The organism is Burkholderia sp. AU33803, assembly GCF_002223095.1.
Classification (GTDB): domain Bacteria; phylum Pseudomonadota; class Gammaproteobacteria; order Burkholderiales; family Burkholderiaceae; genus Burkholderia.
Genome location: NZ_NKFJ01000004.1, coordinates 844,953 through 865,098 on the forward strand (window position 1 = coordinate 844,953; position 20,146 = coordinate 865,098).

Below are 20,146 nucleotides of genomic sequence, written 5' to 3' on the forward strand. Positions count from 1 at the left end.
TTGCGGCGCCGGTCAGAAGTAGACGGTTGCGGTGACGGTCGTCTGATAGGTGTCCGGTTTCGGCGTCGCCTGCGCGGGCACCTGGCCATAGACGGTCAGCGATTGCGCGGCGCCCGTGCCGGTGCCGGCCACGGTGTTCGTACCTTGCGTGTTGCCCCAGATCGTCGTGCGCCCGGCGTCCTGGTAGAGCTGGAAGCCGACGGTCGTCGTCGTGTTGCCGGTGGCCGTGCCGGCCATCAGGCGGCTCGCGACGGTCGAACCCGTGACCGTGCCGGCGTCGAGGCCGACGTTGTACGGCGTCGTATTGGTGCAGGTGACGCTGACGGTCGTCTGCTGGTTGATCGCGGTGGCCAGCACCCCGTTGGTGCCGAACGCGAGCGGGTTCGCGGCGATCGTGCAGTTCGGCTGCAGCGTGAGCGTGACGTTGAAGGTCGCGGTCGCGGTGCCGTTCGAATAGGTGGCTGCGTCGGCGGCGGGTGTCGACAGGCCGATGGACAGCGCGAGCGACAATGTCATGGAAGCGATGGCGATTTTCACACTGATCCCTCATCGATCGATTTTTCGTTGGATTTATGCCGCGCTTGATCGTGCTGCTTTATCGCAAATCCTGATACGAATCGGCAATTCTTTCAATCTTTAATTTCGCTCTGTTTCATTTTGTTACATTTAATCGGACTATTGATTGAATAAAGGTGAAGAGCGTTTCGTTTTTCGGTTTTTCGAATATGATTCGCATCCGTCATTACCTTGCATCGCAGCAAAAACGGGTAATTCATGCGGGTTTCGAGACTATTTGGCGGACTGATTGGGCCGGTTGAGTCGGCCTGCGGCGAATGGGATAAGTAATGGGCCGGATGCGTTGAAGAAGAAATGAAAGTGAATCATTTGATCGAATTGATTCGTTTTTTCATTCCGCAAACGTATTGAATAGGGAACGCCGATAGATTGCTGGAGATTCGGGATTTTTCACGATTGAGGAGCGTTGGGTCGAAATCGACCGTTGAAAACGAAAACGGCCGCATTGCGCGGCCGTGAGCGTGTGTCGGTACGGATCGGCGGTCCGGCATGCCTCGCCGGTGCGCGACATGTCGCGCTTACGAATTCGCGGCGGCCGGTGCGCGGCGCTGCTGCGCGATCTGCAGGAAGACGAGCGCGAGTCCGGCCGCGGCGATCAGTCCGCCGACGAGCGGCACGGCCGCATAACCGAAGCCCGCCGACAGCGCCGCGCCGCCGGCCGCCGCGCCGAGCGCGTTGCCGAGGTTGAATGCGCCGATGTTGACGGCCGACGCGAGCCCCGGCGCTTCGTGGGCCGCCCGCATCACGCGCATCTGCAGCGGCGGCACGACCGCGAACGTCGCCACACCCCATACGAGCAGCGTGGCGGCGGCGCCCGCATGCGTGCGGCCGAGCACCGGGAACGCGGCCATCGTCGCGATCAGCAACAGCAGGAACCCGATCAGCGTGCCGTCGAGCGAGCGGTCGGCGAGGCGCCCGCCCGCGATGTTGCCGATCGAGAAGCCGACGCCGATCAGCACCAGCATCGCGGTCACGAAGCCGGGCGTCGCGCCGGTCAGGTGTTCGAGCGTCGGCGCGACATACGTGTAGAGCGTGAACATCGCGCCGGCGCCGAGCACGGTCGTCCCGAGCGCGCCGAGCACGACGGGGCGCGTCAGCACCGAGAGTTCCGCGCGCAGGTCGGGCATCTTGCCGGCTTCGCCCTTCGGCAGCGCGGCGAACAGCCCGGCGATCGCAACCAGGCCGAGGCCCGCGGTCGCCGCGAACGACATGCGCCAGCCGATGATCTGGCCGAGCCAGGTCGCGGCCGGCACGCCGCCGACGTTCGCGATCGTGAGACCCATGAACATCGTCGCGACCGCGCTCGCCTGCTTTTCGCGCGGCACGAGGCTGGCCGCGACCACCGAGCCCAGCCCGAAGAAGGCGCCGTGGTTGAGGCTCGTCACGAGGCGGGCGAGCAGCAGCGTCGTGTAGTCCGGCGCGAACGCCGACAGCAGGTTGCCGATCGTGAAGATCGACATCAGCGCGATCAGTGCCGAACGGCGCGACCAGCGCGCGAGCAGCAGCGTCATCAGCGGCGCACCGACCATCACGCCGATAGCATAGGCGCTGATCAGCATGCCGGCTTGCGGAATCGATACGTGCACGCCGTCGGCGATCACGGGCAGCAGGCCCATCGGCGAGAACTCGGTCGTGCCGATGCCGAACGCACCGGCGGCGAGTGCCAGCAGCGGCAGCGCGGCGCTGCCGCCGGGGCGGGAAGGAGAGGGAGTCGTGGGGTTCACGCGATGGGCTCCTGTAGTCGAGAAACAACGAACGGCACGGACCGTTGAGGACAGGAAGAAGTGTGCCTGCACGACTTTTGCGGAAAAAGCCGTGTCCGGACGAAATTATCTTGATTTCATGTCAATAATGCAGGGGGCGCTTGAAGCCGGGTGGCGCGGCGGGTGAAAGCGCTGCTTTTGTGAAAGATATTTGTAAAGTCAGGCGGGTGGCTTCAGGCCGGAAGATCGCGATCCATCGGCGCTTCGACGCGGACTGACGGCCGCTCCCACCGGATGATCGGGAAGCCGCTCATCGACTGACCGGCAACGGGCGGCCGCGCGGATCGGACGGGCCGGGCAGGCGGCCGGCAGCACGCCGGCCGAATCGCGTATCGTCGCCGAAAACCCTTTGCAGGCAAGGCCCGCGGGCAAAAAAAGCCCCGATCACAGGGGGACCGTGACCGGGGCGGAAACGCATCCTCTCTTTGGCACGAGGGTTGGATGCGCGCGCAGTATATTTCGGGTCATGACAATTCGAAGCGACGTTAAACGGCCGTTTTTGGTGCCAATTTAAAAACACCGGTGCTGCGGCGTCCGGTGTCGTCGTTTTGTAAGAATTTGCGCAAAAAAGATGCGGTTGTTTAGCGTGTTTCGGCAGCCGAAGCGACGGTTGGGGGGAAGGGGATTGCGCCCGTCACTCGGCACCGCGAATCGGCTCGCTCGAGTGCCGGGCGAGGCCGCCGCACCTGCTGGACATTCAGCCCGCTCAGCCCGCTTCGCCGGTCGCGTCACGCACGGCTTCGAGAAACCGCGCAACGACGGGCGACGGGGGCACGGCTGCGCCGTCGAACACGAACTCGATGTCGAAGCGGCTCGCGAGTTCGTCGAGCGCGACGAGCCGGACCGTGGCCGGGCAGGTCGGCGACGCGCTTTCCGGCACGAAAGCACAGCCCATCCCGGCCGCGACGAGGCCGATCAACGTGGGAATGTCGCTGCCGACCTGCGCGATGCGCGGCGTGAAGCCGGCTTGCTGGCACTGCGCCATCAGGAACCGGTGGTGCGCGGCGGAGCGCTGCGCGTCGAACCAGACGAACGGTTCGTTCGCGACGTCGGTCAGCGTGCGCGGCGCGGTGACGCGTCCGCCCGGCGGCGCGGGCATCGCGAGCACGAAGCGGTCGCTCAGCAGCCGCACGCCCGACAGGTGCGGCGCCTCGTCCCGACGCCACGCCATGATCCCGCCGTCGAGCTGGCCGCGCATCAGCGCGTTCGCCTGTTCGGCCGACAGCATCGGCGCGATCGACAGCTTCACGTCCGGGCACGCGTCCCGAAACGCCTTGAGGACGGTGCCGACGACGGGCAGCGGCAGGCAGTTCGGCAACGCACCGAGCCGCAGCTCGCCCAGCTGGCCGGCCGCGCAGCGCAGCGCGCGCTCCCGACTGTCCTGCAGCGTCGCGAGCAGGCCGGTCGCGTCCTGCAGGAAGCTGGCGCCGGCCGCCGTGAGCGTGACGCCCGTTGCGCGGCGCACCAGCAGCGGCGTGCCGATCGCGTCCTCGAGTTCGCGGATCTGTCGCGACAGCGCGGGCTGGACGATGCCGGCCGCGCGGGCGCCGGCCATCACGCTGCCGGCTCGCGCGACGGCCACGAAGTAGCGCAGGTGACGCAATTCGATCTGGCGCATGCCGCATCCATTCAGGTTCATTGATATACCTGTGGAGCATATCAAATACCATTCGATGGTATTGGAAAGCATGGCAGGCGTGCCGTACGATGACCGCCATCGCCGCTCGCCGTTGCACGCCGCGTGCGTTCCCCCCGTTCCCATTGGTCCCGCCCCATGCCGCTTCATATCCCGACCCCTTATCTCCGCTCGCCAATCGCCTCCCGCCGGCTCGGCAGGACCATCCGGCTGAAGCTCGATGCGCTGCAGCCGTCGGGCTCGTTCAAGCTGCGCGGCATCGGCGCCGTCTGCGAAGCGCGGCACGCGGCCGGCGCGCGGCGGTTCGTATCGTCGTCGGGCGGCAACGCGGGCATCGCGGTCGCGTATTGCGGCCGAGAACTCGGCGTGCCGGTGCTCGTCGTCGTACCGGAAAGCGCGTCGGCCCGCGCACGCGAGCTGATCCGCGTCGAGGGCGCCGAGCTCGTCGTGCACGGGGCGAGTTGGGCCGAGGCGAATGCGTTCGCGCAGGCGGCGCTCGGCGAGCATGACGCGTTCGTGCATCCGTTCGACGATCGCGTGCTGTGGCAGGGCCACGCGACGATGATCGACGAGATGGCGGCGGCCGGCCCGAAGCCCGACGCGATCGTGCTCGCGGTGGGCGGCGGCGGGCTGCTGTGCGGCGTGCTCGAAGGGTTGGCGCGCAACGGCTGGCACGACGTGCCGGTGGTCGCGGCCGAAACGGAAGGCGCCGACTGCTATGCGCGCTCGCTCGAGCAGGGGCATGCGGTCGAATTGCCGGCGATCACGAGCATCGCGACGTCGCTCGGCGCGAAGCGGCCGTGCGACGCGGCGGTCGAATGGGCGGCGCGACACGCGATTCACCCGGTCGTCGTGTCCGATGCCGAGGCGGTGGCCGCATCGCTGCGTTTCCTCGACGAGCACCGGATCGTCGTCGAGCCCGCGTGCGGTGCCGCGCTGGCCGCGCTCGAGCGGCCGGTGCCCGTGCTCGCGGCGGCGAAGGAGATTGCCGTGATCGTCTGCGGCGGCGTGACGGCGACCGTCGAGCAGATGCAGGCGTTGCGTTCGACGTTGCGGTAGGTGGGGCGGTCGGCGCCAGGCGGTTTGTCATGGGACGGCCGGATGGTGGTCGACGACGAATATCTCTGCGATCGTCTGCGATGACGCGACGGCCACCGTCGAGCCGATGCAGACGCTGCGTGCGGCGATGCAGGAGGCGAGAGAGGCCGACGGCAAGCAGGCCTGTCGTGGGATGGCCGGATGGCTGTCGACGGCGGAGATCGCCGCGATCGTCTGCGGCGGCGTCACATTGAGCATCGAGCCGATGCAGACGCTGCGTGCGTGCGGCGATGCAGAAGGCAGGGCGGCAGGAACTAGCTGGCCTGTCGGATGACGGCCGGACGGCAGTCGATCCCGGCGGACGTCGGCATCGGCTGCGCATACCCCGTCGCGAAGCATCGAAGCAACGGACATGCAGCCCGAAGCGCAGAAATTCCCGTGATGAATGACGGAGAAGGGGGCGTATCGTCGCGCGGCGCCCGATGGAGCCGGGCGCGACGATACGGACGCCCGGGGTCAGTGCACGGCCGGTGCGCTCGCGCCGGACGGTGCGGACGACGCGACGGGGTTGGCGGCGGCAGGCGCGGGCGATGCGCTCGGGGGCGCCGATGCCGATACGGGGGCCGAAGCGGTGGAGGCGGGCGCCGGTGCGACCGGCGTCGGTGTTCCAGCGGCCGGTGCCGAAGCGGCGGGTGACGATGCCGGACCGGAAGCGGATGCAGGCGCGGAAGCCGGCACGGGAGCCGAAACCGGCGCGGATGCCGGCCCGGACGCCGGTGCGGGCGTCGACGGCGCGGCCGCTGCAGCCGTCCCACCCGACGCCGCCACCGGCGCGGCAGCCCGCATCGCCGCCGGCGCAACCACGGCCGACGCGGCGGCCGGCACGGCGTTCGCCCCCGACTCGGGCGCGACCGCCGGCAACGAAAGCGGCACCGGCGCCGCGGGCGGCGTCGGCACGACCGGGGTCGTCATCTTCATCGGCTCGCCTTGCGGCGTCGGCGCGGGTTCGGGCAGCGGCGCGACGGGTTCCTTCTCGGCGGCCTTGACGGTCGCGCGGTCGCGGCGGGCCGGGTCGATCTTCAGGAAATGCTCGACGAGATTGAAGAAGCGCTCATAGAACACGCCGGCGGGAATCGTCTCGCTGGCGGTCTTCACGAGCGCATCGTCGCTCGACCCGATCGGCAGCGACAGCGAGCCGAACACGCTCAAGCCCACGCTGGCCGACGTATTCGACTTCTTCAGCGTGTAGCGATCCTGCACCGCGTTCACGTACGCGATGCTCGACGTGCCGTCCGCGTTCGCGTCCGCGCACACGACGTGAAACTCGATCACGACGTGCATGTCGTTGTTCGGCTGGAAATTCTTGCTGCCGTCGACCGCATCGTTACGCGACGACGACACCACATAGCCCTGGCTCAGCAGCGCGCGCCGCGCGGCCTCGCAGGCCGCGTCGGATTTCGAGTGGAACGTGTGCGCGTACGGGCTGCTGGTCGCGTCGAACTGTTCCTGCTGGTAGATCGGCTTGGGCGGCGACGAGCACGCCGCCAGCACGGTCGCGGCCGCGAGCGCGCACGAAACGGAAAACAGGCGAAATCGGTTGTGCATGGCGTCTTTCAGAAGGCTTGGCGAGAGGCCGCGCAACGGCGGTGCCTGGATGAAGCGCGCGGCAATCTCGTAAGGCCGGGGCGTCATTATAGTTTCGTTTGATGTCGCGCTCGCTTCAGTCGGCCGACGCGCCGCGTGCCGCGGCCAGCAATTGCGACGTCAGCGGATGGTGTTCGCCGCGCCGCGAGCGGATCGCGTGGATCTCCTCGGTCACGTCGCCGGCACGCCCGAGCCGCCGCAATCCGCGCAGCAGCGACGCGTCGTTCGCGCCGAGTTCGCTCAGCGGGAACACGCCGAGGCCGCGCGCGGCGAACACGGCCATCAGCGCGCTGTCCTCGAATTCGCCGGCCACGCGCGGCACGATCCGTTCACCCTCCAGCCACCGGTCGAGGCGCGCGCGCAGCGCCGAATGCGCGGTCGGCAACAGCACGGGCAGGTCGGCGAGGCACGCCGGAAAGTGCTGCCGCGCGGCCGGCGTGACGAGCGCCGCGGGGCCATACCAGTCGACCGGCGACGCGACGAGCCGCTCGCTCGTCACCCGCAGGTTCGAGCCGGACGGCGCGCCCTGGCCGGCCAGCACCAGATCGAGATGATGCAGCGCCAGCTCCGCGAGCAGCGCATCGTGCTCGCCTTCGTGGCACAGCAGCCGCAGCGTGGGGGTAGCCAGCACGGGGGCCAGGATCGCGTGCGCGGCGAGCTTGGAGATGCCGTCCGCGAGGCCGACCGCGAGCCGCACGGTCGGCTGGCTGGCCGCTGCGCGCACTTCGTCGGGAATCAGCCGACCCATCTCGAAGATCGCCTCCGCGCGCGCAAACGCGGCCTGGCCGGCGTCGGTCATCGTGACGCCGCGCCCGGCCGGACGCAATAACTGGTGCCCGAGCGCTTTTTCGAGCTCGCGCACCTGCGCGCTGATCGTCTGCACGGCCATGTCGAGCCGCGCGGCAGCGCGCGCGAAGCCGCCTTCCTTCACGACGACCCAGAAGTAGTACAGATGTCGGAAATTGAGCATCGGATCGTAATTTCGGAAAAACCGAACCAAAGGTCAGATTCTCTCTGATTTTTACGAAGTTCGGGGCGGCCTATGATCTGGCTTTCCACTTTCGTATCGGCCCAATTCATGGACTACCTGCTGACGCTTGCCGTTGACCCCGCCGTCTGGGCGGCGCTTCTGACGCTCGTCGTGATGGAAGTCGTGCTCGGCATCGACAACCTGATCTTCATCTCGATCCTCAGCAACAAGCTGCCCGAGGCGCAGCGCGCCCGCACGCAGCGCCTCGGCATCGCGCTCGCGCTGGTGATGCGGCTCGCGCTGCTCGGCAGCGTCGCATGGATCGCGAGCCTCACCCAGCCCGTGTTCACGCTGTTCGACCATGCGTTCTCGTGGCGTGACCTGATCCTGCTGTCCGGCGGCCTGTTCCTCGTGTGGAAGGCGACCACCGAGATCCATCACCACGTGTCGCGCGACGGTGAAGGCGCGGGCGGTTCGGGCGGGGCGGTCGGCCTGACGATGTGGGCCGCGATCGGCCAGATCGTGATGCTCGACATCGTGTTCTCGATCGACAGCATCGTGACCGCGATCGGCATGACCGAGCACGTGCCGATCATGTTCGTCGCGGTGATCGTCGCCGTCGCCGTGATGCTGTTCGCTGCACAGCCGCTCGCGCGCTTCATCGACCGCAACCCGACCATCGTGATGCTCGCGCTGTCGTTCCTGGTCGTGATCGGCATGACGCTGATCGCCGAAGGCTTCGGTTCGCATGTGCCGAAGGGCTACATCTACGCGGCAATGGCGTTCTCGGCCTTCGTCGAAGGGATGAACATGCTGGCGCGGCGCGCGAAGGCGAAGCGCTCGGCGCTGACGGATGGCCACTGAGCCGGCGCGCGTGACCTGGCTGCCGCGGCGGTGGCCGGCGTCACGCGCGTCATATGGAATCCGGATGAAATTCGCACCGAAAGGAGGAGCGCGATGAAATGCCCTGTCTGCAAGACGCCCGACCTGCTGATGGCCGAGCGCCAGTCGATCGAGATCGACTACTGTCCGACCTGCCGCGGCGTGTGGCTCGACCGCGGCGAACTCGACAAGCTGATCGCGCGCGAGGCCGGCGATGCGCCAGCGCGCCGCGATGAAGCCGCCGTGCGGCACGATGCGCAAGCACCGCGCGGCCACGATGGCGGCTGGGGCCGCGACGCTCCCTCGCACGACAGCCGTGACCGACACGATGGCCGCTCGCACGACGATCGCTACAAGCACGATAGCCAGCGTCGGAAGAAATCGGTGTTCGACCTGTTCGACTTCGACTGATCGCACCGCACGTCGTAAAAGAAAGCCCCGCCGGGCGCGTACCCGGCGGGGCTTCTTCATGCGTGCGGGATAACGGCACGCACCAATGCTTACGCGTTGCCGGCCGTCACGTCGATGCGGCGCGGACGCATTTCCTCGCGGCGCGGAATCGTCAGCGTCAGCACGCCGTCGCGCAGGCTCGCGTCGATCCTCGACGTATCGAGATCCGGGCTCAGAACGAAGCTGCGCGCATAGCGCGTCGCACGGATTTCGGCGTGTCGCACGCGCAGGTCGGCCGGCGTCTCGAGATGCGTGTCGGCTTCGATCGTCAGCGTGTTGTCGTGCACCTTCACGTCGAGGTTCTCGCGCGGCACGCCGGGCAGGTCGGCCCGCAGCGTGACGCCGAGATGATTTTCGACGATGTCGACAGCCGGCGTGATCGCGGGCCGGCGAGCCGCTTCGGCGGCAGCGGGGTGGACGGTGTTGGTCTGACGCTCGGCCAGGGTCGGGTTCGCATTCATGTTGGTATCCTGACTATTATTGAACGGTGATCGCACGCGGCTTCGATGCCTCGCGCCGGCCGACGCGAATCAGCAGGCAGCCGTTTTCGTAGCGGGCGCTGACCTGGTCGGGATCCGCGTCCCGCGGCAACTCGACGACACGGCGGAATGCGCCGTGAAAGCGTTCCTGCGCATAGGTGCGCAGATCGTCGCCTTCGCCGCGCGCCGCAGGCTTGCGCTCGCCGCTGATCGTCAGCAGGTCCTTGTCGATCGACACGTCGAAATCGGCCGCGGCCATGCCGGGTGCGAACGCGACGATCTCGATCGCGCCGTCGGTAGCGCCGACGTTGAGCGCCGGAAAGGCGCCGGGCCGTACCGCGCGAATGCCGGCCGGACGATCGCCGAGCAGGTTGGCCACTTGCCGCTGCACGCGGGCGAATTCGTCGAACAGGTCGCTGCCGAATTGGATACCGCTCATGTTGGTCCTCCTGAACAGGGAACGCGGGAGACGTGACGGCGCGACGCCTGCGGCGGGCGCGTCGTGGAAGCTCCACTGGGTCGAAACGGGGGCGGTGCGCTGCATGTTGCACTGCCCGACGACGCGTAATTAGTGGCAGCTGAAGCGCATTTCAAGAGGGAATCTGCAATCTGCGTCAATGCAGGCCTGCGCGATTCGATGCGACAATCGCCGCGATGTTTTTGCAGACCAACGACACGGGACAATCATGGACATTCGACGCATCGCGATCGTCGGCGCCGGCGTGATCGGCGCGAGCTGGGCCGCCTTCTATCTGACGCAAGGCTTCGACGTCGTCGCGACCGATCCCGCGCCGCACGCCGACACGCGGTTGCGCGACGCACTGGCCGCGTTTCTCGGCGACCGGGCCGCCGAACTTTCCGCGCGGCTGTCGTTCGACGCCGATCTCGTGCGTGCGCTCGACGGCGTCGACTTCGTGCAGGAGAACGGCCCGGAGCGGCTCGACCTGAAGCGCGAGTTGTACCGGCAGATGGACGACGTGCTGCCCGCGCACGTGCCGATCGCGTCGAGTTCGTCGGGCCTGAAGATGTCGGACATCCAGACCGCATGCGACAGGCATCCGGAGCGTTGCCTGATCGCGCATCCGTTCAATCCGCCGCACCTGATTCCGCTCGTCGAGCTGGTCGGCGGCGAGGCCACCAGCCGGGACGTGATCGCGCGCGTGAAGGATTTCTACGACGCGCTCGGCAAGCAGACGATCGTCCTCAACAAGGAGATGACCGGTCACGTCGCGAACCGGCTCGCAGCCGCGCTGTTCCGCGAGGTGTATCACCTCGTCGGCGAAGGCGTCGTGAGCGTCGCCGATGCGGACAAGGCCGTCGCATGGGGGCCCGGCCTGCGCTGGGGGCTGATGGGGCAGTGCCTGACCTATCACCTCGGCGGCGGCGCGGGCGGAATCGCCCACTTTCTCGAACACCTGTCGGGGCCGATCACGAGCTGGTGGGACGATCTCGGCACGCCTTCGTTCGATCCGGACGTCGATCGCAAGCTGAACGACGCATTGCGCGCGATCCAGGGTGAGCGCTCGATGCAGGAACTGGCGGCCGAACGCGACCGCCTGCTCGTCGAGCTGATCGACGCGCGGCGCCGCAGCTTCCTGCCGTGACCGCGCCGCGGCGTCGCGTCCAGGCCGCGGCCGGCTACTGCTGCGCGGCGGTTTGCGGTGCCTGCGGCGTCTGTGCGAGCCATGCCGGGCTCGCGGCCTGCACGAGTTCGCGATTGCGCGCGCGGGTCGCGGCGTTCGGCGGGTAGTTGCCGTCGTTCGTCGGCAGTTCGCCGTCGAGATAGGCCTGCTTGAGTTGCGCGATCACTTCCGCGCGGGTCAGCCCCTGCGTGGGCGCTGCGGTATCGGACGTCTGGGCAAAGGCGGGGGACAGCAGGGCGGCAGCGGCGGTCGCGACGGCGAATCGCAAGAATTTCATGGCGTGCTCCGATCAAGGGGACGGGACACCGGATGCGCGCGGCGGCTGGCCGTGCGTTCCGATGGGTCCCATTGTCGCGAGCGGGTGCTGCGTGGACGATGACGCGTTCCGGGCAAAGCTGTCAGGTGCGGGTGCGACGCCCCCTGCGTGGGTCGCGTCAGGCGCGGTTACAACTCCGACGCGGCGGTAATCAGCGTCGCTTCGAGTGCAAGCGTCGAACGCGATGCAGCCGCCGGCCGGTCGATCACGTATTCGAGTTCGCCGAGTTCAGGTAGCCCCGCGTCGAGCCGCGCGAGCCCGGCCGGAATCACGTAGCCGGCGAATGCGCTGACGCCGAGCCCCGCGCTCGCGGCCGCGCGCAGCACCGCGATGCTGCTGCTCACGACGGCGATCCGGTACGGCCGCCCGACGGCCTCGAGCGATTCGAGCACGCGGCGGCGCGACACGCTCGGCTCCGGATGCATCGCGAGCGGCAGCACGGCCTCGTGGCCGGTGATCCGTGAATCGGGGCCCGTGCACCAGTACAGCGGCTCGCTGCGGATCACGCGGCCGCGCCGGCTGCCGGCGATGCGCTTCGCGAACACGAGATCGTGCCGCCCTTCGTCGAGCGCGTCGAACAGGTCGCCCGACAGCCCGGTCGAGATCGCGAGCTCGACTTCCGGATTGCGCTGCACGAAGCTCGCGAGCGCGGCCGTCAGGTGCGCCGACGCGAAATCCTCCGACATCGCGAGCCGCACCTTGCCCGACAGCGGCGGCCCGCACACCGACGTGACGGCCTCGTCCATCAGTTCGAGAATGCGCACCGCGTAGCGGAACAGCGCGTCGCCGTGCTGTGACAGGTGCACGTTGCGCGTGTCGCGCTCGAACAGCGGCCGGTCGAGCAGCTCCTCGAGGCGGCGGATATGCTGGCTGACGGTCGACTGCGACAGGCTCACGCGCTCGGACGCGGCGGTGAAGCTGCCGGACTGGGCGACGGCGACGAAGCTGCGCAGCAGCTCGGGCGGTAACGGACGCATTGCTAAATCCACTGAATCGGTTTCGACAACTTCATAAATGGCCGGATATTGCGGCGCTAGTATCGGATCACGCCCCGGTGCGGCCCGCAACGGGGCGCACCGGACGCGTAGCCCGCGTCGTGCCGGTGGCTGCTTCATTCAGTCTACGGCATCCGGCGTCCGGCCCGAAACCGCATCATCCCATCGACCGCTCGAGAACGTGCCCGCATGACGGGCCGCCGGGCCGCGGCGCACCGCCGCAGGAGACACGCCCGGCATGGGATCGGCGGGCAAGGTTCGACTCCTGCTGGCGGCCATGCGCCCGTCACGAAGAGACTGGAGACGACTCATGATCATCTACGGAACCGCGCTGCTGGCGTTCTGCCACCTGGCCGGACTGTTCCTCGGCGACCTGCTCGGCAGCGCGATCGGCGTGAAGACCAACGTGGGCGGCGTCGGCATCGCGATGCTGCTGCTGATCTGCCTGCGCCTGTGGCTGCACCGCCGCGGCTGGCTGCCGAAGGAGACCGAGGCCGGCGTCGGTTTCTGGGGCGCGATGTACATCCCCGTCGTGGTCGCGATGGCCGCGAACCAGAACGTCGTCGCCGCGCTGAAGGGCGGCCCGGTCGCGTTGCTGGCCGCGGTCGGCGCGGTCGCGATCTGCGCATGCTGCATCGCGGTACTCGTGCGCACCGGGCGCGACGACACGGCCTTCGCGGGCGTGCCGCAGTTCGAAGAACAGTAACGGAGGCCGCCATGCTGCAGATGCTCGAAAAAACCGTCGCCCACAACGGGCTCGTCGCGTCGTTCGCGCTGGTCGGCCTGATCATGTGGCTGTCGTCGATGGCGTCGCGCAAGCTCACGTTCGGCCGCGTGCACGGCTCCGCGATCGCGATCGTGATCGGTCTCGTGCTGGCCTATGTCGGCGGCGCATTCACCGGCGGCGAGAAGGGGCTGGCCGACGTCAAGCTGTTCGCCGGCATCGGCCTGATGGGCGGCGCGATGTTGCGCGATTTCGCGATCGTCGCGACCGCGTTCGAAGTGCAGCCGGCCGAGGCGCGCAAGGCCGGGCTCGTCGGCGTCGTGTCGCTGCTGCTCGGCACCGTGCTGCCGTTCATCGTCGGCGCGTGCATCGCGCGCGCCTTCGGCTATACCGACGCGGTCAGCATGACGACGATCGGCGCGGGCGCCGTCACCTACATCGTCGGCCCCGTCACGGGCGCGGCGATCGGTGCAAGCTCCGACGTGATCGCACTCAGCATCGCGACGGGGTTGGTCAAGGCGATCATCGTGATGGTCGGCACGCCGGTCGCGGCCAACTTCATGGGCCTGAAGACGCCGCGCTCCGCGATGATCTTCGGCGGCCTGGCCGGTACCGTCAGCGGCGTGAGCGCGGGGCTCGCTGCAACCGACCGACGGCTCGTGCCGTATGGCGCGCTGGTCGCGACGTTCCATACCGGCGTCGGTTGCCTGCTCGGCCCGTCGCTGCTGTTCTTCACGACGCGCGCGCTGGTCGGCGCGTAGGCTCTACCGATGGGCGGCCCGTGCGCGGGCCGCATCCATCGCCGCGTCCTCTGAGTCGCATTCGTCAACATCATCAATCGGCGGCGGCGCCAGGCTTAGAATGCCGCTGAACCATCGAAGCGGAGAACTGTTCATGACCGGATGGAATCACGCGCGGCAGGCGCGCGATGCACGCCTCGCGGCCGGCGCGGCTTACGCGCAGGGCAAGCGGGTCGATGCGCGCGACACCGTGGCGTTGCTCGAAGCGGTGCTGCGGCCCGGCGATCGCGTGTGCCTCGAAGGCGACAACCAGAAGCAGGCCGACCTGCTCGCCACCGCGCTCGCCGACGTCGACAGCGCGAAGATCCACGACCTGCACATGGTGCAGTCGGGCGTCGTGCTGCCCGAGCATCTCGACGTGTTCGAGCGCGGCATCGCGAAGCGTCTCGACTTCGCGTATTCGGGCCCGCAGTCGCAGCGCATCGCGAAGCTGCTGTTCGGCGGCAAGATCGCGCTCGGCGCGGTGCACACCTATCTCGAGCTGTTCGCGCGTTACTTCATCGACCTCACGCCGCAGGTCGCGCTGATCGCCGCGGTCAGCGCCGATCGCGACGGCAATCTCTACACCGGCCCGAACACCGAAGACACGCCGACCGTCGTCGAGGCCACCGCGTTCAAGGACGGCATCGTGATCGCGCAGGTCGACCGCATCGTCGACAAGGTGCCGCGCGTCGACATCCCGGGCGATCGCGTGCACTTCGTCGTCGAGGCCGGCCGGCCGTTCTACGTCGAGCCGCTGTTCACGCGCGATCCGGCGGCGATCACCGAAACGCAGATCCTCACCGCGATGCTCGCGATCAAGGGCATCTACGCGCCGTACGGCATCAAGCGCCTGAACCACGGGATCGGCTTCAACACGGCCGCGATCGAGCTGCTGCTGCCGACCTACGGCGAGAAGCTCGGGCTGAAGGGCAAGGTCTGCTCGCACTGGGCGCTCAACCCGCACCCGACGCTGATTCCCGCGATCGAGTCGGGCTGGGTCGAGCAGATCCACTGTTTCGGCTCGGAAGTCGGGATGGACGACTACATTCGCGCGCGTTCCGACATCTGGTTCACGGGCCCCGACGGATCGCTGCGCTCGAACCGCGCGTTCTGCCAGACCGCGGGCCTCTATGCGTGCGACATGTTCATCGGCTCGACGCTGCAGATCGACCTGTCCGGCCATTCGTCGACGGTCACGGCCGAGCGCATCGCCGGTTTCGGCGGCGCGCCGAACATGGGCAGCGACGCGCGCGGCCGGCGCCATCCGAGCGAGCCGTGGCTGAAGGCCGGTGCGGAAGCCGATCCCGACACGCCGGCGGCGCTCAGGCGCGGCCGCAAGCTCGTCGTGCAGATCGGCGAGACGTTCGGCGACAAGAACGTGCCGATGTTCGTCGAGAAGCTCGACGCGCTGAAGCTCGCCGACAAGCTGCAGCTCGATCTCGCGCCGATCATGGTCTACGGCGACGACGTCACGCACATCGTCACCGAGGAAGGGATCGCGAACCTGCTGATGTGCCGCGACAAGGACGAACGCGAGCACGCGATCCGCGGCGTCGCCGGCTATACGGAAGTCGGCCGCGGCCGCGACCGGAAGATGGTCGAGCGGCTGCGCGAACGCGGCGTGATCCGTCGCCCGGAAGATCTCGGCATCGATCCGCTCGACGCCGACCGCCGCTGGCTCGCCGCGCGTTCGATCAAGGATCTCGTGCACTGGTCGGGCGGCCTGTATGCGCCGCCGGCCCGGTTCCGCAACTGGTAAGGACAACGGCATGGAACAGTTGAACTATCGCTTCACCGCGCGCGAGCGCGCAAAGGGCGAGCAGGCCGCGGCGCTCGTCGGCGTGGTGGCGTCCGGCAATCTCGAAGTGCTCGTCGAGCGCGTGCTGCCGGACAACGAATGCGAGATCGACATCCGCACGGCGGCGGTCGGGTTCGGCGCGGTGTGGCAGGCCGTCGTCGCGGATTTCGTCGAGCGGCGCACGCCGGGCGGCCTGAAGCTGTCGATCAACGACGGCGGCGCGCGGCCCGACATGGTGTCGCTGCGGCTCGCGCAAGCCGTGCGGGCGATCGAGGGGGACGCATGATGAACGACGCGATCCACGATACGCACGATACGCCCGCGTTCGTCGCGAATGCCGCGAGCTGGTACGAAGCATCGGCGCGGCAGCGCATCGACGGGCTGCTCGACGCCGGCAGCTTCAGCGAATTCCTCGGCCCGGCCGAGCGCGTGACGAGCCCGCACCTGCCGCTGTTCGACCTGCCGCAGCAATTCGACGACGGGATGGTGGTCGGCCACGGCCGGCTCGACGGCCAGCCGGTGTTCGTCGCCGCGCAGGAAGGCCGCTTCATGGGCGGCGCGTTCGGCGAAGTGCATGGCGCGAAGCTCACCGGGCTGCTGCGGGCCGCGCGCGACACCGGCAAGCCGGTGCTGATCCTGTTCGATACGGGCGGCGTGCGGCTGCAGGAGGCGAACGCGGGCGAACTCGCGATCGCCGAGATCATGCGCGCGCTCGTCGAAGCGCGCTCGGCCGGCGTGCCGGTGATCGGACTGATTGGCGGCCGCGCGGGCTGCTATGGCGGCGGCGGGTTGCTCGCCGCATGCTGCTCGGCGCTCGCGGTATCGGAGCAGGGTCGCATCAGCGTGTCGGGCCCCGAAGTGATCGAGACCAATCGCGGCGTCGAGGAATTCGATGCGAAGGACCGCGCGCTGATCTGGCGCACGATGGGCGGCAAGCACCGACGGCTGATCGGCGGCGCGGATCGCTACGTGGCCGACACGCCCGCTGCGTTCCGCGCGGCGGCGCTCGCGCTGATCGGCCGTGCGCCGACGTTCGATGCGGCGATGCTGCGCGCGGAGCAGGCCCGCCTCGAAGCGCGGGTCGAACGGTTCGGCGCATGCAAGGATGGGCTCGACGTGTGGCGTGTACTGGGTGCATCGACGCCGGAAGCGATCCCGGGGATGCCCGACGAAGCCTTCGCCGCGCTCGCGGACCAACTGCAGGAGAGCCCGCATGACGCTCGATGAAGTATTGAATTCACTGTTCCCGCAAGGCCACTCGATCGCCCGTCACGGCGGCCTGCTGACTGGCCACGCGGAACTGGCCGGCACGCGCGTCGACGTGATCGGCGTTGCCGACCGTCTGCCGTTCGGCATCGACGAGGCGCTGACGCTCGCGTCGCACGTGCTCGACACGATCGAACGTGGCGGCGACACGCCGATCCTCGTGCTGGTCGACAGCGACAGCCAGCGGATGAGCAAGCGCGACGAACTGCTCGGCCTGAACGAAGGGCTGTCGCATCTCGCGAAGTGCCTGATGCACGCGGATCTCGCCGGGCACCGGACGATCGGCGTGCTGTATGGCCACACGGCCGCCGGCGCCTTCATCGCGACCGCGCTCGCGACCCGCACGCTGCTCGCGGTGCCGGGCGCGGAGCCGGAGGTGATGGACCTGCCGTCGATGTCGCGCGTGACCAAGCTGTCGATCGACGTGCTGAAGGAGATGTCGCGCTCGACGCCGGTGTTCGCACCGGGGCTCGAGAATCTCGTGAAGATGGGCGCCGTCGACGCCGTGCTCGATCCCGCCCGCGCGCTCGACGCGCAGGTCGCCGAATGGCTCGGCAAGCCGGCCGACCGCGTCGACCGGCGTGCGTCACGCGGCCGGCCGGTTGCCGCCGATGTCGCCCAGCGCGTCGAGGCACTCGCGCGTGCCGCACGCTGAGCTGCCGCTGCGCCGCCACACGCTCGTCACGCTGACGGCGGCGGGGTGGGGCGCGGCATTCGCCCGCGATCCCGCGCTCGCGGCCAATCCGCTCGTGCGCGCGTGGGCCGAACGCGGCTGGCCGCTGATCGTGCGCCGCGCGTCGCCCGACGAGGCCGATGCCGGCCGCGTGCCGCTCGGCCTGCCGCTGCCGCCTTCCGCGGGCAAGCGGCGCATCGCGCTGAACGCGGCGGCCGACGCGCTCGCGACGGTCGGCCCGCTACCGGCGTTGTCCGACGTGCTCGCCGCCGCGCCCAACGCATGGCGCACGGCGTTGCGCGAACTCGATGCGCTCGGTGAGCGTTGCGGCGTGCAGGGCCGCGTGTTCGGCAGCCTCGCGTGGCAGGCGCTGACGGGCGAACCCTACCTGGGGGCGTCGTCCGATCTCGACCTCGTGTTCCCGCTGCCGGACCCTGCGTCGCGCGCGCCGCTGCTCGACGGCCTCGCGGCGATCGACGCGCGCGCGCCGATGCGCATCGACGGCGAACTGCTGCGCGACGACGGCGCCGGCGTCAACTGGCGCGAACTGCACGCGCGGCAGCCTGAAGTCGCGGTCAAGACCGCGATCACCGTCGAACTGATGCCGGCCGACGCGTTCCTCGGAGGGGCACGATGAGCGCATGGGCTGCCTGCCGCGTACCGGCGCCGTCCGAAGCCGAGCGCATCGCCGACCTGGCCGAGCGCAGCCTCGTGCTGGAAATCGAGACCTATCCGAAGCCGGGGCTCGTCAGCCACGTCGACACCGGCAGCCACACCGACATGGATGCCGCGACGTTCGCCCGCAGCGCCGCCGTGCTGCGGCCGTACTTCGCCGAGTTGGCCGACGCGGGCGCACGCGATGCGGACATGGCCGTGCTGCGCAAGATCGGCCTGCGTGCCGAGCACGCGATGCTCGCCGCGACCGGTGGCGTCAACACGCATCGCGGCGCAATTTTCGGGCTCGGGCTGCTGTGTGCGGCTGCCGGTCGGCGCGCGATGCCGGGAACGATGCCGGCAGGAATGACGCTCGGTGCGTTCGTCTCCCGCCGCTGGGGAGCCGATATCCTCGGCGGCCCGCGCTTGCCCGACAGCCACGGCGAACGCGCGAGCCGCCGCTACGGCGTCGGCGGCGCACGTCGCGAGGCGGCCGACGGTTTCACGACCGTCTATGCGGTCGGGCTGCCCGCGCTGCGTCGCGCGCAGCGTGACCTGCCGGGCGACCCGGAAGCCGCGCGCGTCGATGCATGCTTCGCGCTGATCGCCGCGCTCGACGATACGAACCTGCTGCACCGGGGCGGGCAGGCCGGCCTCGCGTTCGCGCGGGCGACCGCACGTGCGTTCGTGGCACGGGGCGGCGTGCGGGCGCGTGACTGGCGGCTGCGCGCGGCCGCTGCCCATCGTGCGTTCGTGGCGCGGCGGCTGAGCCCGGGCGGTGCCGCCGACCTGCTCGCGATGAGCGTCTTCGTCGATGCGCTCGAAGTTGACGAGGGCGCGCGATGACGCTGGCCATCCTCTGTTCGGGGCAGGGCGCGCAGCGCGCCGACATGTTCGACCTGACCGGCGCCGCGCCGCAGGCCGACGCGCTGTTTGCGCACGCTGGCCGGCTCCTCGGCGACGATCCGCGCGCGTGGGTCCGGCAGGCCGGGCCGGACGCGTTGCGCGAGAACCGTGCCGCGCAGATTCTCTGCACGGTCCAGGCGCTCGCCGCCGCCGCGCTGCTGGACGCGGTGTGGCCGCGCCGGCGCTGCGTCGCCGGCTACAGCGTCGGCGAAGTCGCGTCGTGGAGCGTTGCCGGGATGATCGAGCCGGACGCCGCGCTCGACCTGGCCGATGCGCGTGCGCGCGCGATGGATGCCGCGAGCGGCGGCGACGAGCGGATGGTGTTCGTACGCGGCTTGGCGCGCGCGCAACTCGCACGATTGTGCGACGGCCGCGACGCGGCGATCGCGATCGCGAATCCCGGCGACGCGTTCGTGGTCGCGGGGCGGCAGGCCGATGTCGACGCGGTGGCCGACGAGGCGTCGCGCGCCGGCGCGCTGCGCGTCGCGCCCGTCTGCGTGCGGATCGCATCGCACACGCGCCGGCTCGCCGCGGCCGTGCCGGTGTTTCGCACGTCGCTCGCCGCGACTCACGTACGGCGGCCGCTGCCCGGCACGCGGCTGTTTTCGGGGATCGATGGCGCATCGGTGCTGGACGTCGACGCCGGCCTCGACAAGCTTGCGCGGCAGATCGCGGAGCCGGTCGAGTGGGCGGCCTGTCTGGCCGCGTGCGTGGAGGCCGGTGCGACCGCGTTCCTCGAACTCGGTCCCGGCCGCGCGCTGGCCGAGATGGCAGGGGGGGCCTATCCGGCGCTGCCGGCGCGCAGTCTCGCGGATTTCCGTTCCGTCGACGGCGTGGCGAGCTGGCTCTCACGCGTCGCGACGGGCTGATCGGTCGCATGAAAGACGGGCGCTAACCCGTTCGCCGGAGACCGGTTTTGCGCTGTGTGTTGCGCCGGCGCAGCAGCCTCTC

At 69.2% G+C, this 20,146-nt stretch carries 23 protein-coding genes; 13 read left to right on the plus strand and 10 right to left on the minus strand.

Going from position 1 to position 20,146, the window contains the following annotated elements; translation table 11 throughout:
• Positions 1-12: 12 nt before the first annotated feature.
• The 3 genes from CFB41_RS06395 to CFB41_RS06405 form a co-directional block, all read right to left on the minus strand.
• Positions 13-516 carry a spore coat U domain-containing protein gene (locus tag CFB41_RS06395; RefSeq protein ID WP_089455941.1) on the minus strand — a complete coding sequence of 168 codons (504 nt, stop codon included), beginning with the start codon at positions 514-516 and terminating at the stop codon, positions 13-15.
• Between the two features lie 578 nt (positions 517-1,094).
• Entirely contained in the window at positions 1,095-2,300 is a 1,206-nt protein-coding gene (locus CFB41_RS06400) for an MFS transporter (protein WP_089455942.1), read from the minus strand.
• Between the two features lie 745 nt (positions 2,301-3,045).
• Positions 3,046-3,957 carry a LysR family transcriptional regulator gene (locus CFB41_RS06405; protein WP_089456573.1) on the minus strand — a complete coding sequence of 304 codons (912 nt, stop codon included), beginning with the start codon at positions 3,955-3,957 and terminating at the stop codon, positions 3,046-3,048.
• A 156-nt stretch (positions 3,958-4,113) separates the two neighbouring features.
• On the opposite strand from CFB41_RS06405, the gene CFB41_RS06410 reads away from it, so the two are divergent.
• Complete coding sequence (locus CFB41_RS06410; protein WP_089455943.1) at positions 4,114-5,034, plus strand: pyridoxal-phosphate dependent enzyme; 921 nt, start codon at positions 4,114-4,116, stop codon at positions 5,032-5,034.
• Positions 5,035-5,061: 27 nt separating this feature from the next.
• Here the strand turns inward: CFB41_RS06410 and CFB41_RS37230 are convergent, their stop codons facing one another.
• The 3 genes from CFB41_RS37230 to CFB41_RS06425 all read right to left on the minus strand — a co-directional run bounded on the left by CFB41_RS37230 (position 5,062) and on the right by CFB41_RS06425 (position 7,627).
• Complete coding sequence (locus CFB41_RS37230; protein ID WP_144029904.1) at positions 5,062-5,427, minus strand: hypothetical protein; 366 nt, start codon at positions 5,425-5,427, stop codon at positions 5,062-5,064.
• A gap of 102 nt (positions 5,428-5,529) precedes the next feature.
• Entirely contained in the window at positions 5,530-6,618 is a 1,089-nt protein-coding gene (locus CFB41_RS06420) for a DUF2242 domain-containing protein (protein ID WP_089456574.1), read from the minus strand.
• 115 nt (positions 6,619-6,733) lie between these two features.
• Positions 6,734-7,627, minus strand: coding sequence for a LysR family transcriptional regulator (locus CFB41_RS06425; protein ID WP_089455945.1), 894 nt, complete (start codon positions 7,625-7,627; stop codon positions 6,734-6,736).
• Positions 7,628-7,735: 108 nt separating this feature from the next.
• On the opposite strand from CFB41_RS06425, the gene CFB41_RS06430 reads away from it, so the two are divergent.
• Entirely contained in the window at positions 7,736-8,491 is a 756-nt protein-coding gene (locus tag CFB41_RS06430) for a TerC family protein (RefSeq protein ID WP_089455946.1), read from the plus strand.
• Positions 8,492-8,584: 93 nt separating this feature from the next.
• A complete protein-coding gene (locus CFB41_RS06435) occupies positions 8,585-8,920 on the plus strand; it encodes a zf-TFIIB domain-containing protein (RefSeq protein ID WP_089455947.1) in 336 nt (111 codons plus the stop codon).
• Positions 8,921-9,009: 89 nt separating this feature from the next.
• Here the strand turns inward: CFB41_RS06435 and CFB41_RS06440 are convergent, their stop codons facing one another.
• Positions 9,010-9,420: an Hsp20/alpha crystallin family protein gene (locus CFB41_RS06440; RefSeq protein WP_089439676.1), complete on the minus strand. Its 411-nt coding sequence runs from the start codon at positions 9,418-9,420 to the stop codon at positions 9,010-9,012.
• 16 nt (positions 9,421-9,436) lie between these two features.
• Positions 9,437-9,877, minus strand: coding sequence for an Hsp20/alpha crystallin family protein (locus tag CFB41_RS06445; protein WP_089455948.1), 441 nt, complete (start codon positions 9,875-9,877; stop codon positions 9,437-9,439).
• Positions 9,878-10,124: 247 nt separating this feature from the next.
• Between CFB41_RS06445 and CFB41_RS06450 the strand changes: the two genes are divergently transcribed.
• On the plus strand, positions 10,125-11,042 hold the full coding sequence (locus tag CFB41_RS06450; protein ID WP_089455949.1) for a 3-hydroxyacyl-CoA dehydrogenase NAD-binding domain-containing protein: 918 nt from the start codon (positions 10,125-10,127) through the stop codon (positions 11,040-11,042).
• A 34-nt stretch (positions 11,043-11,076) separates the two neighbouring features.
• Here the strand turns inward: CFB41_RS06450 and CFB41_RS06455 are convergent, their stop codons facing one another.
• Positions 11,077-11,358 carry a DUF4148 domain-containing protein gene (locus CFB41_RS06455; protein WP_089455950.1) on the minus strand — a complete coding sequence of 94 codons (282 nt, stop codon included), beginning with the start codon at positions 11,356-11,358 and terminating at the stop codon, positions 11,077-11,079.
• Between the two features lie 167 nt (positions 11,359-11,525).
• The gene (locus tag CFB41_RS06460; protein ID WP_089455951.1) at positions 11,526-12,374 is read right to left on the minus strand and encodes a LysR substrate-binding domain-containing protein; all 849 of its coding nucleotides are present in this window, start codon (positions 12,372-12,374) and stop codon (positions 11,526-11,528) included.
• A gap of 328 nt (positions 12,375-12,702) precedes the next feature.
• On the opposite strand from CFB41_RS06460, the gene madL reads away from it, so the two are divergent.
• From madL to CFB41_RS06505, 9 genes are all read left to right on the plus strand, one after another.
• Positions 12,703-13,098 carry a malonate transporter subunit MadL gene (madL, locus tag CFB41_RS06465; RefSeq protein WP_034186756.1) on the plus strand — a complete coding sequence of 132 codons (396 nt, stop codon included), beginning with the start codon at positions 12,703-12,705 and terminating at the stop codon, positions 13,096-13,098.
• An 11-nt stretch (positions 13,099-13,109) separates the two neighbouring features.
• Positions 13,110-13,877 carry a malonate transporter subunit MadM gene (gene madM, locus CFB41_RS06470; protein WP_089455952.1) on the plus strand — a complete coding sequence of 256 codons (768 nt, stop codon included), beginning with the start codon at positions 13,110-13,112 and terminating at the stop codon, positions 13,875-13,877.
• Positions 13,878-14,010: 133 nt separating this feature from the next.
• Positions 14,011-15,657 carry a malonate decarboxylase subunit alpha gene (mdcA, locus tag CFB41_RS06475; RefSeq protein WP_089456575.1) on the plus strand — a complete coding sequence of 549 codons (1,647 nt, stop codon included), beginning with the start codon at positions 14,011-14,013 and terminating at the stop codon, positions 15,655-15,657.
• A 10-nt stretch (positions 15,658-15,667) separates the two neighbouring features.
• Entirely contained in the window at positions 15,668-15,982 is a 315-nt protein-coding gene (gene mdcC, locus CFB41_RS06480; protein WP_089439683.1) for a malonate decarboxylase acyl carrier protein, read from the plus strand.
• Positions 15,979-16,923: a biotin-independent malonate decarboxylase subunit beta gene (locus CFB41_RS06485; protein ID WP_089455953.1), complete on the plus strand. Its 945-nt coding sequence runs from the start codon at positions 15,979-15,981 to the stop codon at positions 16,921-16,923. Before mdcC ends, CFB41_RS06485 begins: the two co-directional genes overlap by 4 nt.
• Complete coding sequence (gene mdcE / locus CFB41_RS06490; protein WP_089455954.1) at positions 16,910-17,617, plus strand: biotin-independent malonate decarboxylase subunit gamma; 708 nt, start codon at positions 16,910-16,912, stop codon at positions 17,615-17,617. The genes CFB41_RS06485 and mdcE overlap by 14 nt, the downstream gene beginning before the upstream one ends.
• Positions 17,604-18,272 (plus strand): malonate decarboxylase holo-[acyl-carrier-protein] synthase, encoded by a 669-nt coding sequence (gene mdcG / locus CFB41_RS06495; protein WP_089456576.1) that lies wholly within the window; start codon positions 17,604-17,606, stop codon positions 18,270-18,272. Before mdcE ends, mdcG begins: the two co-directional genes overlap by 14 nt.
• Entirely contained in the window at positions 18,269-19,135 is an 867-nt protein-coding gene (mdcB, locus tag CFB41_RS06500; protein ID WP_089455955.1) for a triphosphoribosyl-dephospho-CoA synthase MdcB, read from the plus strand. The genes mdcG and mdcB overlap by 4 nt, the downstream gene beginning before the upstream one ends.
• A complete protein-coding gene (locus CFB41_RS06505) occupies positions 19,132-20,064 on the plus strand; it encodes an acyltransferase domain-containing protein (RefSeq protein ID WP_089455956.1) in 933 nt (310 codons plus the stop codon). Before mdcB ends, CFB41_RS06505 begins: the two co-directional genes overlap by 4 nt.
• Positions 20,065-20,146 lie beyond the last annotated feature (82 nt).

Excerpts from the sequence above, each read along its gene's own strand:
- CFB41_RS06505 (WP_089455956.1), top strand. The coding sequence starts at position 19,132 with ATGACGCTGGCCATCCTCTGTTCGGGGCAGGGCGCGCAGCGCGCCGAC.
- CFB41_RS06435 (WP_089455947.1), top strand. The coding sequence starts at position 8,585 with ATGAAATGCCCTGTCTGCAAGACGCCCGACCTGCTGATGGCCGAGCGC.
- CFB41_RS06445 (WP_089455948.1), bottom strand. The coding sequence starts at position 9,877 with ATGAGCGGTATCCAATTCGGCAGCGACCTGTTCGACGAATTCGCCCGC.
- CFB41_RS06440 (WP_089439676.1), bottom strand. The coding sequence starts at position 9,420 with ATGAATGCGAACCCGACCCTGGCCGAGCGTCAGACCAACACCGTCCAC.
- CFB41_RS06395 (WP_089455941.1), bottom strand. The coding sequence starts at position 516 with ATGACATTGTCGCTCGCGCTGTCCATCGGCCTGTCGACACCCGCCGCC.
- madM (WP_089455952.1), top strand. The coding sequence starts at position 13,110 with ATGCTGCAGATGCTCGAAAAAACCGTCGCCCACAACGGGCTCGTCGCG.
- mdcB (WP_089455955.1), top strand. The coding sequence starts at position 18,269 with ATGAGCGCATGGGCTGCCTGCCGCGTACCGGCGCCGTCCGAAGCCGAG.
- CFB41_RS37230 (WP_144029904.1), bottom strand. The coding sequence starts at position 5,427 with ATGTCCGTTGCTTCGATGCTTCGCGACGGGGTATGCGCAGCCGATGCC.
- madL (WP_034186756.1), top strand. The coding sequence starts at position 12,703 with ATGATCATCTACGGAACCGCGCTGCTGGCGTTCTGCCACCTGGCCGGA.
- mdcE (WP_089455954.1), top strand. The coding sequence starts at position 16,910 with ATGACGCTCGATGAAGTATTGAATTCACTGTTCCCGCAAGGCCACTCG.
- CFB41_RS06425 (WP_089455945.1), bottom strand. The coding sequence starts at position 7,627 with ATGCTCAATTTCCGACATCTGTACTACTTCTGGGTCGTCGTGAAGGAA.
- mdcA (WP_089456575.1), top strand. The coding sequence starts at position 14,011 with ATGACCGGATGGAATCACGCGCGGCAGGCGCGCGATGCACGCCTCGCG.
- mdcC (WP_089439683.1), top strand. The coding sequence starts at position 15,668 with ATGGAACAGTTGAACTATCGCTTCACCGCGCGCGAGCGCGCAAAGGGC.
- CFB41_RS06420 (WP_089456574.1), bottom strand. The coding sequence starts at position 6,618 with ATGCACAACCGATTTCGCCTGTTTTCCGTTTCGTGCGCGCTCGCGGCC.
- CFB41_RS06430 (WP_089455946.1), top strand. The coding sequence starts at position 7,736 with ATGGACTACCTGCTGACGCTTGCCGTTGACCCCGCCGTCTGGGCGGCG.
- CFB41_RS06410 (WP_089455943.1), top strand. The coding sequence starts at position 4,114 with ATGCCGCTTCATATCCCGACCCCTTATCTCCGCTCGCCAATCGCCTCC.
- CFB41_RS06485 (WP_089455953.1), top strand. The coding sequence starts at position 15,979 with ATGATGAACGACGCGATCCACGATACGCACGATACGCCCGCGTTCGTC.
- CFB41_RS06405 (WP_089456573.1), bottom strand. The coding sequence starts at position 3,957 with ATGCGCCAGATCGAATTGCGTCACCTGCGCTACTTCGTGGCCGTCGCG.
- CFB41_RS06450 (WP_089455949.1), top strand. The coding sequence starts at position 10,125 with ATGGACATTCGACGCATCGCGATCGTCGGCGCCGGCGTGATCGGCGCG.
- CFB41_RS06460 (WP_089455951.1), bottom strand. The coding sequence starts at position 12,374 with ATGCGTCCGTTACCGCCCGAGCTGCTGCGCAGCTTCGTCGCCGTCGCC.
- CFB41_RS06455 (WP_089455950.1), bottom strand. The coding sequence starts at position 11,358 with ATGAAATTCTTGCGATTCGCCGTCGCGACCGCCGCTGCCGCCCTGCTG.